Origin of the sequence: Streptomyces bambusae (assembly GCF_020532645.1) — a bacterium.
GTDB classification, from domain to species: Bacteria; Actinomycetota; Actinomycetes; order Streptomycetales; family Streptomycetaceae; genus Streptomyces; species Streptomyces bambusae.
The window spans coordinates 11,800-23,556 of the sequence record NZ_JAJAUZ010000059.1 but is presented as its reverse complement, the minus strand read 5'-3'; the positions used below and the strand labels follow the sequence as shown (position 1 = coordinate 23,556).

The 11,757-nt window shown below is 72.1% G+C and carries 11 protein-coding genes; 1 reads left to right on the top strand and 10 read right to left on the bottom strand.

The features are described from left to right. Positions 1-18 precede the first annotated feature (18 nt). The 8 genes from LG634_RS30000 to LG634_RS29965 all read right to left on the bottom strand — a co-directional run bounded on the left by LG634_RS30000 (position 19) and on the right by LG634_RS29965 (position 9,847). The gene (locus tag LG634_RS30000; protein WP_226738329.1) at positions 19-1,242 is read right to left on the bottom strand and encodes an FG-GAP-like repeat-containing protein; all 1,224 of its coding nucleotides are present in this window, start codon (positions 1,240-1,242) and stop codon (positions 19-21) included. A gap of 184 nt (positions 1,243-1,426) precedes the next feature. Next, positions 1,427-2,971 carry an alpha/beta hydrolase gene (locus tag LG634_RS29995; RefSeq protein WP_226738327.1) on the bottom strand — a complete coding sequence of 515 codons (1,545 nt, stop codon included), beginning with the start codon at positions 2,969-2,971 and terminating at the stop codon, positions 1,427-1,429. A gap of 83 nt (positions 2,972-3,054) precedes the next feature. Continuing rightward, positions 3,055-4,920, bottom strand: coding sequence for an AMP-dependent synthetase/ligase (locus LG634_RS29990; RefSeq protein WP_226738325.1), 1,866 nt, complete (start codon positions 4,918-4,920; stop codon positions 3,055-3,057). Positions 4,921-5,249: 329 nt separating this feature from the next. Continuing rightward, positions 5,250-6,590 carry a dicarboxylate/amino acid:cation symporter gene (locus tag LG634_RS29985; protein ID WP_372482518.1) on the bottom strand — a complete coding sequence of 447 codons (1,341 nt, stop codon included), beginning with the start codon at positions 6,588-6,590 and terminating at the stop codon, positions 5,250-5,252. 437 nt (positions 6,591-7,027) lie between these two features. After that, complete coding sequence (locus LG634_RS29980) at positions 7,028-7,297, bottom strand: DUF4229 domain-containing protein (RefSeq protein WP_226738357.1); 270 nt, start codon at positions 7,295-7,297, stop codon at positions 7,028-7,030. 192 nt (positions 7,298-7,489) lie between these two features. Continuing rightward, positions 7,490-8,014, bottom strand: coding sequence for a GNAT family N-acetyltransferase (locus tag LG634_RS29975; protein WP_226738323.1), 525 nt, complete (start codon positions 8,012-8,014; stop codon positions 7,490-7,492). Positions 8,015-8,177: 163 nt separating this feature from the next. Then, positions 8,178-9,341, bottom strand: coding sequence for an aminofutalosine synthase MqnE (gene mqnE / locus LG634_RS29970; protein WP_226738321.1), 1,164 nt, complete (start codon positions 9,339-9,341; stop codon positions 8,178-8,180). Positions 9,342-9,391: 50 nt separating this feature from the next. After that, positions 9,392-9,847: an Lrp/AsnC family transcriptional regulator gene (locus tag LG634_RS29965; RefSeq protein ID WP_226738319.1), complete on the bottom strand. Its 456-nt coding sequence runs from the start codon at positions 9,845-9,847 to the stop codon at positions 9,392-9,394. A 123-nt stretch (positions 9,848-9,970) separates the two neighbouring features. Here LG634_RS29965 and LG634_RS38025 point away from each other — a divergent pair, with 123 nt between their 5' ends. Next, entirely contained in the window at positions 9,971-10,102 is a 132-nt protein-coding gene (locus tag LG634_RS38025; RefSeq protein ID WP_264203783.1) for a hypothetical protein, read from the top strand. Here the strand turns inward: LG634_RS38025 and LG634_RS29960 are convergent. Both LG634_RS29960 and mqnP read right to left on the bottom strand, forming a co-directional pair. Continuing rightward, positions 10,099-10,767 (bottom strand): UbiX family flavin prenyltransferase, encoded by a 669-nt coding sequence (locus LG634_RS29960; RefSeq protein WP_226738318.1) that lies wholly within the window; start codon positions 10,765-10,767, stop codon positions 10,099-10,101. The two genes, LG634_RS38025 and LG634_RS29960, sit on opposite strands and share 4 nt — an antisense overlap. 56 nt (positions 10,768-10,823) lie before the next feature. Then, positions 10,824-11,726 (bottom strand): menaquinone biosynthesis prenyltransferase MqnP, encoded by a 903-nt coding sequence (gene mqnP, locus LG634_RS29955; RefSeq protein WP_226738316.1) that lies wholly within the window; start codon positions 11,724-11,726, stop codon positions 10,824-10,826. Positions 11,727-11,757 lie beyond the last annotated feature (31 nt).

Sequence of the window (11,757 nt, the reverse complement as noted above, 5' to 3'; positions counted from 1 at the left end):
CTCCAGGGCGGGGAGGGATCAGAAGACGAAGGTGGGGTCCGGGACGCCGGCCAGGGTGGCGGGGGCCTTCAGCGCACCGCCGGCGGCTCCGGGGTAGACCCGCAGGGTGTTGTCCTTGCGGTGGTGAGCGACAAGGTCGGGGCGGCCGTCGCCGGTGACGTCGCCGGCGCCGGTGAGTTCGGTGAGGCCGTTCCAGCCGCCGGTGCCGATGAGCTTGCGGGCACCGAAGGCGGCCTTGCCGTTGCCGGGGTAGAGCCACAGCCGGCCGGTGGTGTCGCGGGCGACCAGGTCGGAGCGCCGGTCGCCGTTCAGGTCGCCGGCGCCGACGAGTTCGTTCATGACCTTCCAGCCCGCGCCGACCTTGGTGCGGGTGCCGAAGCCGCCCTTGCCGTTGCCTGGGTACGTCCACAGCACGCCGGTGGTGTCGGCGGCCAGCAGGTCGCGGCGGCCGTCGCCGGTGAGGTCGCCGGCGGCGGCCAGGTCGGCCATGGTGTTCCAGCCGGCGCCGATCTTCACGCGGGTGCCGAAGGTGCCGGTGCCGGTGCCCGGGTAGAACCAGAGGACGCCGGCGGTGTCGCGGGCGTACAGGTCCTCGCGGCCGTCGCCGTTGTGGTCGCCGTGCCGGGTCAGCTTCGTCATGGCGTTCCAGCCGGCGCCGACGAGCACGCCCTCCTTGGCGCCGCTCTCGTACGAGTTGCTGCTCCACAGCTGGCCGAACTTGTTGCGGCCGGCCAGGTCGGCCCAGCCGTCGCCGTTCAGGTCGCCGAAGGCCGCCTCGGCGGGGACGGGGGCGGGGCGCGGGGCGGCGGGGCCGTCGTACTGGAACACCGGGAAGCGGGACTCGCCGCCGCACCATTGGTCGGCCTCGGGACCGAGGTCGAAGGAGCTGACGTTGTTGTCGAAATCGGGTTCGGCGGTCTCGTCGAAGGTGCCGCTCCCGACGTAGAAGTGGGTGCTGGCGAGCGGGTTGGCGAGCGCGGGCTCCTTGTGGAAGCAGACGGGGTGCTCGGTGTAGTTCGCGAACGAGCTGGCCCTGTTGTTCCAGGTGCCCAGGTCCAGGCGGCCGCCGCTCTTGACGACGAGCATGTCGCCTTCGCCGACGGGGCCGCTGAACAGGCAGAGGTTGCCCCAGGCGCAGCGGTCGAAGCCGCTCGCGGCGGCAGCGGGTGCGGCCGGGGCGGCGAGGGCCAGGGTGACCGCGGCGAGGGCGGTCACGGCGGCGCGGTGGGTCTTCGGACGCACGGATGTCCCCCGATGGCTGTGCGTGTGCGGTGGCCGGATGCCGGCACCGGAATGATGGCCGGATCATAACGAGCACGCGAGCGGGTTTTCGCCCCGGCCCCCGCCGCGCCTCACGCTCCCCCAGCCCCAGGGGCTGGGGGAGCGTGAGGCGCGGGGTCCGCGGCGGAGCCCGGGGTGTGAAGGGTCAGCCCGAGGCCGGGCAGGAGCGGGTGCCTGACGGCAGCTTGCCGTCGATCAGGAAGGCGTCGACCCGCTCACGGACACACGCGGACGCGGGGTATGCCCCGTGGCCGTCGCCCTTGTAGTCGAGGACGACCGCCGAGCCGAGGCGGGCGGCGGTTTCCTCCGTCCAGCGGTAGGGGGTCGCGGGGTCGCCCCGCGTGCCGACCAGCAGCATCCGCGGCGCGCCCGGACGGTCGATCCGCCGGATGAAGTCGGTGCCGGCCGGCCGCCCGTAACAGGCCAGCACGGTCATCAGCTGGCGCGGCCCGAACACCGGCGACACGGCCCGGAATTCCGCGGAGAGGGCCTCGATGTCCCGCTCCACGGCCGCCGGTTCCCGCCCGTCGGCGGAACGGTCCGGATCGTCCGCGCAGTTGACGGCCGTCAGGGCCGCGGCCTCGTTGTCGGCGGGCACCGGCCGGCCCGTGACCTCCTCGTCCTCCGGCGCGACCGGCCCGCCCAGCTCCAGCAGTCCGCTCGGGTCCTCGTCCCGCTCCAGCATCGCGAGCCCCCGCGCCAGCGGCGGCCACAGCTCCCGGCTGTACAGCGCCGCCCCGATCGCGTCGGCCGCGTCCTGCCCGGTGAAGTACGAGCCGTCCCAGCCCGCCAGCGGCTGCCGGTCGAGCCGGGCCACCAGCGCCGCGGCCCGCTCCTTCGCGAGGCGGGTGTTGGTCCCGTACACGCACCCCCGCTGGTGCGCGCACCACGTGAGGAAGTTGTCGAATGCCCGCTGCTGCCCCTGCGCCGAGACCAGCGCCTGCTCGGCGAGCGGCTCGGTGAGGGTGTCCACCCCGTCGAGGACCATCCGCCCGGTACGCCGCGGGAACTGGGCCGCGTACACGGCGCCGAGCCGGGTCCCGTACGAGAAGCCGAGGTAGTCGAGCCGGCGCTCGCCGAGGGCCTGCCGGATGAGGTCCAGGTCGCGGGCGGCGTACACGGTCCCGATGTACGGCAGGACCGGCCCGGAGTGCCGCTCGCACTGCCGCACCACCGCCCGCAGCGAGGCCAGCGCGGCGGCCGCGTCGGCCCCCGGCGGCACCCCGGTGTCCAGCGCGCCGCCGCAGCTGACGGGTGCGCTGCCGCCGATCCCGCGCGGGTCGAAGGTCACCAGGTCGTACGCCTCGCCGAGGTCGGCGAACTCCCGGGCGGTGCCGGCGAGGGTGTCGACGCCGGAGGCGCCGGGCCCGCCGAAGTTCAGGAGCAGCGATCCCAGCCGGTGCCGCCCGGTCGCCGGGATCCGCGCGAGCGCGAGCGTGACGGTGCCCTTGGCGGGCACGGCGTGGTCGAGGGGCACGTCGAGGGTGCCGCACTGCATGTCCCGGACGCCGTTCTCGCAGGGCCGCCAGTCGATGCGGGCGGGCGCGGCGGACGGCGCGGGCGCGGCGGACCGCGGTGGCGCGGCGGACGGCAGGGATCCGGCCGCCGCGGGGGCCGGTGCCAGGGCGAGCGCCGCCAGCAGGACGGCGGCACAGCCGACGGCCGCCGTACGGGAAAGGATCCGGTGCACGGCACCCCTCCTCGGGACACCCCCGCACCACCATAGGCGGGGTGCCGCGGCCGCGCCCGTCGCGCCCGCGGCACCCGGCCGTGCTACTTCCGGTACAGCTCCTCGATCTCCTCCGCGAAGTCGCGTACGACGGCGGCCCGCTTCAGCTTGAGGGACGGGGTCAGGTGCCCCCGCTCCTCGGTGAAGTCGCCCGGCAGCACGGCGAACCGGCGGATCGACTCGGCCCGGGACACCAGCTGGTTCGCCTCGTCCACGGCCCGCTGGAGTTCGGCGAGCAGATCCTCGTCACGGACCAGCTCCGCGGTCCGCAGGTGCTCCTTGCGCCGCATCTGCCGCCAGTGCCGCAGCCCGTCCGGCTCCAGCGTGATCAGGGCGGTGACGTACGGCCGGTCGTCGCCGAGGACCATGCACTGGCCGACCAGCGGATGGGCGCGCAGCCAGTCCTCCAGCGGGGCCGGGGCCACGTTCTTGCCGCCGGAGGTGATGATGATGTCCTTCTTGCGGCCGGTGATCGTCAGGTAGCCCTCGGCGTCGAGGGCCCCGAGGTCGCCGGTGGGCAGCCAGGCGGCGGCGTCGGTGGCGGGCTCGACGACACCGCGTTCGCCGTTCCAGTAGCCGCCGAAGACGTGGCCGCCGCGCAGCAGCACCTCGCCGTCGTCGGCGATCCGCACCGAGGTGCCGGGCAGCGGCCAGCCGACCGTGCCGAGGCGGGGTTTCAGCGGCGGGGTGACGGTGCTGGCGCCGGTGGTCTCGGTCAGGCCGTAGCCCTCGTACACGTCGATGCCGGCGCCCGCGTAGAAGGCGGAGAGGCGGTGGCCGAGCGGGGAGCCGCCGGTGATGACGTACCGGACGCGGCCGCCGAGCGCGGTCCGGATCCGCCGGTACACGAGCGGGTCGTACAGGCCGCGGGCGAGCCGCAGGCCGAGCCCGGGCCCGCTGCCGGTGCCGTGCTCCTGCGCCTCGACGGCCTCGCCGTAGCGGCGGGCGATCCGGGCCGCCCGGTCGAAGGAGGCGGCGCGGCCGATCTTCTCGGCGGTGGCCCGGCCGGTGTTGAACACCTTCTCCAGCACGTACGGGATGGCCAGCAGGAACGTCGGCCGGAAGCCGCCGAGGTCGCGCAGCAGGTCCTCGGTCTGGATGCTCGGCGCGTGGCCGAGCCGGACCCGGGCGCGCAGGCAGCCGATGGCCACCATGCGGCCGAAGACGTGGGACAGCGGCAGGAAGAGCAGGGTGGCGGCGGGCTCGCTGCTGAGGTTCTTGAACACCGGGTAGAGCAGCTCGATCGCGTTGTCGACCTCGGCGAAGAAGTTCGCATGGGTGATCACGCAGCCCTTGGGTCGGCCGGTGGTGCCGGAGGTGTAGATGACGGTGGCCACGGACGGCGGGCCGGTCATCGCCCGGCGGGCGGCGACCTCCTCGTCCGCGAGGTGCGCCCCGGCCCGCTTGAGCCGGTCGACGGCGCCGGTGTCGAACTCCCACAGGTGCAGCAGCCCGGGCAGGTGGGCCCGCTGGGTGCTGATCATCCGGGCCTGGGCGGTGTCCTCGACGGCGCAGGCCACGGTGCCCGAGTCGTGGATGATCCAGCGGGCCTGGAGGGCCGACGAGGTGGGGTAGATCGGTACGGTGATCAGTCCGGCGGCCCAGGCCGCGAAGTCCAGCAGGGTCCACTCGTAGGTGGTGCGCGCCATGATCGCGATCCGGTCGCCCCACTGGAGCCCCTCGGCGATCAGGCCCTTCGCGACGGCGGTCACCTCGGCGGCGAACTCCGCGGCGGTGACGTCCGCCCAGCTCCCGTCCGGCTGCTTCCGGGAGAGGACGACCTCCGCGGGCGCCTCGGCTGCGTTGTCGTACGGGATGTCCCCGAGCGACCCGCGCTGCGGCTCGGCGGCCAGCGGGGGGACGAACACCTCGCGGACCACCCCGCCGTCCACCCGCTTCAGGGGCTCCACGAGCCGGGTTCCGGCCGCTGCGGCCCCTCCGGCACTGGCATCGGCAACGGCTCTCTGCTCGTACGACACGGCACGCCTCCCGTCCGGGCAACTAGTTACCGCCGGTAATTAAACCGACGGGTAACCCGGCTGAGAACCCCCTGCACAGGACCGGCACACCCCGCACACGACCGCAGCCCCCGCCGGGAGGGTGGCGGGGGCTGCGGTTTCCGGGGGCGTCCAGGGGCGCCGTCCCACGGTCATGATCAGTGCGGCGGGCGGGCTTGCACAGGGATTTGAGCAGGACCAGAGGTACTGCGGCCCGGACCCGTCACCCGGAGTGCGGCAGGTCAGGCGGCCGCGGGTGCCGGGGCGGCCGCCCCGTCCAGCGGGGACGCGGAGGCCTTGGCGTACGCGTCGCGGTCGAGGATGCCCTCGCGGGAGGCGACGACGACCGGGACGAGGGCCTGGCCGGCGACGTTGGTGGCGGTGCGCATCATGTCGAGGACCGGGTCGATGGCCAGCAGCAGGCCGACGCCCTCCAGCGGGAGGCCCAGGGTGGAGAGGGTCAGGGTCAGCATGACCGTGGCGCCGGTGAGTCCCGCGGTGGCCGCCGAGCCGACGACCGAGACGAAGGCGATCAGCAGGTAGTCGCCCACGCCCAGCGGGACGTCGAAGATCTGCGCGATGAAGATCGCGGCGAGCGCGGGGTAGATCGCGGCGCAGCCGTCCATCTTGGTGGTGGCGCCGAACGGGACGGCGAAGGAGGCGTACTCCTTCGGGACGCCGAGGCGCTCGGTGACCTTCTGGGTGACCGGCATGGTGCCGACCGAGGAGCGGGAGACGAAGGCCAGCTGGATCGCCGGCCAGGCGCCCTTGAAGAACTGGAGCGGGCTGACCTTGGCGACGGTGGCGAGGAGCAGCGGGTACACGCCGAACATCACCAGGGCGCAGCCGATGTACACGTCCGCGGTGAAGGTCGCGTACTTGCCGATGAGGTCCCAGCCGTAGTCGGCGATGGCGTAGCCGATGAGGCCGACGGTGCCGATCGGGGCGAGCCGGATGACCCACCACAGCGCCTTCTGGAGCAGCTCCAGGACGGACTCGCTGAAGGCGAGGACCGGGGCGGCCTTCTCGCCGAGCTGGAGCGCGGCGATGCCGGCGACGGCGGCCATGAAGACGATCTGCAGGACGTTCAGCTCGGTGAACGGGGTGATCACGTCGCTCGGCACGATGCCGGTGAGGAAGTCGATCCACGAGCCCGTGTGCTCGGGGGTCTTGCCGTCCTTCGGGGTGAGGCCGGTGCCCGCCCCCGGGTTGGTCAGCAGGCCGATGGCGAGGCCGATGCCGACCGCGATCAGCGAGGTGATCATGAACCAGAGGAGGGTGCGGGAGGCCAGCCGCGCGGCGTTGTTGACCTTGCGGAGGTTGGTGATCGACACCAGGATCGCGAAGAAGACGAGCGGGGCGACGGCCAGCTTCAGCAGCTGGACGAAGATGTCACCGACCTTCTCCAGGGTCGTGTACAGCCAGCCGATGTCCTGGCTGCGGGCGAGCCAGCCGAGCAGCACGCCGAGCACGAGGCCGGCGACGATCTGCGCCCAGAAGGGCAGCTTGAAGGGCAGCTTGAACCCGGCGGACGGGCTCGCCGAGGGCGAGGCCTGACTCGGGCTCTTCGGTATCGCGGACACGGACACACTCCGGGGGGGGACGACGCACGGGGGATGGCGCACGGGGGCGGGGCGGGGTTCTGCGGGTGCTGGGTGCGCGGTGCGGCAGCCGGAACGACCGGCCGGGACCGCTGCCGAGTCGCAGGGCTCGGTTCAGACTCTCGCGCGGAGCCGAGGTTTCAGCGACAGCAGCAGGCCGCGGAGATGCGGCGGCAGAGGTCGACGTGCCGGCGCGCCACGAGCGGGAGGCTCCTGGGGGATCGGTGCGCGGCTGCGGTCAACATGTTGAGACGCTAACACTTTCGCTTTGAGAATCTCAAAGTCTGACTTTGGGATCCGGACAGGCCGCCGCCCGCCCCGGGTGGCCGGAACCCGCCCCCGGAAACGCATCCGCCCCGGTCACGGACGGGGAGGTCCGGGACCGGGGCGGTTTGTGACGTGTTGGGGTGTGATGAACCTTACGAGGTGCGGGCCGCGTCGTCGGCCTCGTCCTCCTGGTTGCGGTTCGCGCTGAGCCTGGAGCGCACGCCCTCGACCTTCGGCGTGATCTGCTGCGACATCTCGTCCCGCTGCTTGCGCAGGAGGACGAGGGACAGCGGCGCGGAGATCAGCAGCGCGAGCAGCACGACCCAGATGTAGTTGGCGTCGCCGATCCCGGACGGCAGCACACCGAGCTCCACCAGGCCCAGGACGGCCACCAGGCAGGCGAAGAAGATGCCCAGCCGCATGGTCGTGTAGCGGATCGTTGCGCTCGGCTTCCCGGCCACGGCACGCCTTCTCTCTTCGTCGAAATGTCGCTCCTGCCCGACCAGTGAAGCACGCCCCCGTTCCCGGCCGTGAACCGGCACCGGACCGGCACCGGACCGGCCGCGGACCGACCGCAAACGGCGCCGCACCGGCAGCCGGCCCGCCCCGGAGGCTCAGCCCAGCGGCAGCAGCATCGTGATGTCGTCGCGGTCGTCGCCGGGCGCGACCCGGATCGCGCCGGGTACCCGCCCGACCTCCTTGTAGCCGCAGGACGCGTAGAAGTCCTCCAGCCCGAGCCCGCCGCGGCAGCCGAGCCGGATGGCCTCGACACCCTCGAAGGACCGGGCGGCGCCGGCGAGGGCGGCCATCAGGTCGCGCCCGTACCCGCGGCCCTGGACCTGCGGGTCGACCATGACCGTGTACGCCGTCACCCAGTGGAGCATGAGCCGGTGCCGGTTGAACGCGAGGAACCCGGCGGCGCGCACCTCCCCCGCCGCGTCCCGCCCGGCCACCAGCCGGATCGTGCCCTCGGCCATCCCCGCCAGGTGGCGCAGCAGCTCGGGCCGGACGTCCTCGCGGGTGACGGGCGGCACGAAGCCGATGGAGCCGCCGGCGTTGCTGGCGTCGGTCCAGATCCGGAGCAGTGCGTCGCGCAGCGGCTCGTCCAGGGCGGGATCAAGAGTGAAAGTAAGGGTCACAGCGCAAAATTATCCCTTACATCACCGGAGCCGCAATCGATTTCGGACGGACGCGGATACGGACCCGGACACGGACACGCAGAAGGGCGGCACCACCCCGGCCCGAAGGCCGCGGCGGCACCGCCCTCCCGAAAAGCCCCCGAAAGGGGAAGCGGTACGGGCCTCAGACCCGCATCGGCTGCGGCGACTCGCGCAGCGACGCGTCCGGGCCGGGGTACTCCCGGATGACCTCGTAGCGGGTGTTCCGCTCGACCGGCCGGAAGCCCGCCTCGCGGATCAGGTCCAGCAGGTCGTCGCGCGACAGCTTGTTCGGCGTGCCGTAGTTGTCGGCATCGTGCGTGATCTTGTACTCGACCACCGAGCCGTCCATGTCGTCCGCACCGTGCTGGAGCGCGAGCTGGGCGGTCTGCACACCGTGCATCACCCAGAAGACCTTCACGTGCGGCACGTTGTCGAACAGCAGCCGCGAGACCGCGAAGGTCTTCAGCGCCTCGGCGCCGGTCGCCATCGTGGTGCGCGCCTGGAGGGTGTTGCGGACCTTGCCGTCCTTCATGTCGACGAAGTCGTGCTGGTACCGCAGCGGGATGAAGACCTGGAAGCCGCCGGTCTCGTCCTGGAGTTCGCGCAGCCGCAGCACGTGGTCCACGCGGTGGCGCGGCTCCTCGATGTGCCCGTACAGCATCGTGCACGGGGTCTTGAGGCCCTTCTCGTGCGCGAGCCGGTGGATGCGCGACCAGTCCTCCCAGTGGGTGCGGTGGTCGACGATGTGCTGCCGGACCTCCCAGTCGAAGATCTCGGCGCCGCCGCCGGTCAGCGACTCCAGCCCGGCCTCGATCAGCTCGTCCAGGATCTCCGAGGCGCTGAGCCCCGAGATGGTCTCGAAGTGGTGGATCTCGGTGGCGGTGAACGCCTTCAGCGAGACGTCCGGCAGCGCCTTCTTCAGCTCGCTGAGCGACCGCGGGTAGTAGCGCCACGGCAGGTTCGGGTGCAGGCCGTTGACGATGTGCAGCTCGGTGAGGTGGTCGTTCTCCATCGCCTTGGCGAGGCGGACGGCCTCCTCGATGCGCATCGTGTACGCGTCCTTCTCGCCCGGCTTGCGCTGGAACGAGCAGTACGCACAGGAGGCGGTGCACACGTTGGTCATGTTGAGGTGACGGTTGACGTTGAAGTGCACGACGTCGCCGTTCTTGCGGGTGCGCACCTCGTGGGCCAGCCCGCCGAGCCAGGCCAGGTCGTCCGACGCGTAGAGGGCGATGCCGTCCTCACGGGTCAGCCGCTCGCCGGAGCGGACCTTCTCCTCCAGCTCACGCTTGAGACCAGCGTCCATGTGGCGGTCGCCTCCTACTCGATGTCCTGCAACCCTGCCCCACCGTACTCTCAGCGCTCCTCCGGCAGATCCCCGACCCGGTTCTCCCACTTCGTGGACAGCACGATCGTGGTGCGGGTGCGGGAGACCCCGCGGGTGCCGGACAGCTTGCGGATGATCTTCTCCAGGCCGTCGACGTCGCTGGCGCGGACCTTGAGCATGAAGGAGTCGTCGCCGGCGATGAACCAGCAGTCCTCGATCTCGGCGAGGTCGCGCAGCCGGCGGGCCACGTCCTCGTGGTCGGCGGCGTCCGACAGGGAGATGCCGATGAGGGCCGTGACGCCCAGGCCGAGGGAGGCCGCGTCGACCGTGGCCCGGTAACCGGTGATCACACCGGCGGTCTCCAGCCGGTTGATCCGGTCGGTGACGCTCGGGCCGGACAGGCCGACGAGCCGTCCGAGCTCGGCGTATGACGCCCGGCCGTTTTCCCTGAGTGCCTGGATGAGCTGCCTGTCCACCGCGTCCATATGCCTGGAGCCTTCCATTGTTCAGCGATCCCGCGAGTTTACGTATAGAATCTAAGGCACACAGGGTCAACGCCCTGTGAATCTTTCAGCAGATCAAAGACGATCTTTCAGGAGTGGTTCACCGTGTACACGATCGAGATGGCCTACGCTCACATGCGACAGCTGCAGGAGCTGGCCAACCGATCCCGTGCCCACCAGCCGGCTGCCGCGAAGCGAGCGGACAAGGTCCACGCCCGCGTCGGCAAGAAGCGCTAAGCGCCACGAGCTCCACCGAGCTCTCCCTCCCAACGGCGGTACAGCCGGTGCGGCACCCCTGCCGCGTCCAGCACCCGCCCCGCGACGAAGTCCACCAGATCCTGGATGTGCGTCGCACCCGAGTAGAACGCCGGCGAGGCGGGCAGCACCACTGCGCCCGCCTCGTCCAGCGCCACCAGAGCCTTGAGCGTCTGACCGTTCAGCGGGGTCTCCCGCACCGCGACCACCAGCCGGCGCCGCTCCTTGAGCATCACGCTCGCCGCCCGCTGCAGCAGGTCCTTCGACAGCCCCAGCGCCACCCCGGCCACACAGGCCGTGGACGCCGGCACGATCAGCATCCCCTTCACCGGGTACGAGCCGCTGCTCGGCCCCGCCGCCAGGTCGCCCGCACCCCAGTGCCGTACGTCGTCCAGGTCGAGCCCCGTGAACGTGTCCGGCTTGCCGTCGGCGCCGCGCGCCAGCCACTGCGCCAGGTCGTCGCGCCAGTGCGCGTCCCGGAACGCGATTCCGGTCTCGTCCAGAAGAGTGAGCCGCGAGGCACGGCTCACCACCAGGTCGACGCTCTCCCCGGCGGCCAGCAGCCCGCGCAGCACCGCCGCCGCGTACGGCGTCCCCGACGCCCCGGAGACCCCGACCACCCACGGGGTGCGCTTGCCCTCAGTCATGCGTCGAGCCTATCCGGCCACCGCTGCGGGGGTGCGGGTCAGGTGCTCGGGAGCTGCTAGAGCGTCAGGCCGCGGGCCAGGAGGTCGGCGAGGGCGCAGGCGAAGAGCGCGATGCCGATGAAGCCGTTCACCGTGAAGAAGGCCCGGTTCAGGCGGGACAGGTCGTGCGGCTTGACGATGGTGTGCTCGTAGAGGAACGCCGCCACGACGACCACCAGGCCCGCCCAGAACAGCACCCCGGCGTCGGTGGCCAGCGCGTACCAGACCAGCAGGGCCGTGGTCACGGCGTGGCAGACCCGCGCCCCCCACAGCGCGGCCGGGACGCCGAAGCGGGCCGGCACCGACATGACGCCCTCGGCGCGGTCGGCCTGCACGTCCTGGCAGGCGAAGATCAGGTCGAAGCCGCCGATCCACACCCCGACCGCCAGGCCCAGGACGACCGCTTCCCAGGACCACTCGCCGGTGATCGCCAGCCAGGCGCCCACCGGGCCCATGGCCTGCGCGAGCCCGAGGATCGCGTGCGGGTAGTTCGTGAACCGCTTGCCGTACGGGTAGACCACCATCGGGACGACGGCCACCGGCGCGAGCGCCAGGCACAGCGGGTTGAGCAGGGCCGCCGCCCCCAGGAAGACCGCCACCGCGATCCCGGCGCCGGTCCACGCCGACCGCACCGACACCGCGCCGGTGACCAGTTCGCGTCCGGCCGTGCGGGGATTGCGGGCGTCGATCTCCCGGTCGATGATCCGGTTGCAGGCCATCGCGAACGTCCGCAGGCCCACCATGCAGACGGTGACCAGCAGCAGCTTGCCCCAGTGGACGTTGCGGTCCAGCTGGAACATCGCGGTCAGCGCGGCGATGTAGGCGAAGGGCAGCGCGAAGACCGAGTGCTCGATCATCACGAGTCGCAGGAACGCCCGGGTCCGGCCGGGGGCCGGAACGGCAGCGGCGGCGGAACTCACAGTCCGTACTCCGATACACCCCCGCGACGGC

Coding starts and splice junctions, on each gene's coding strand:
- LG634_RS29980 (WP_226738357.1), bottom strand. CDS start 7,297: ATGCGGCTGGGCATCTTCTTCGCCTGCCTGGTGGCCGTCCTGGGCCTG.
- mqnE (WP_226738321.1), bottom strand. CDS start 9,341: ATGGACGCTGGTCTCAAGCGTGAGCTGGAGGAGAAGGTCCGCTCCGGC.
- LG634_RS29965 (WP_226738319.1), bottom strand. CDS start 9,847: ATGGACGCGGTGGACAGGCAGCTCATCCAGGCACTCAGGGAAAACGGC.
- LG634_RS29960 (WP_226738318.1), bottom strand. CDS start 10,767: ATGACTGAGGGCAAGCGCACCCCGTGGGTGGTCGGGGTCTCCGGGGCG.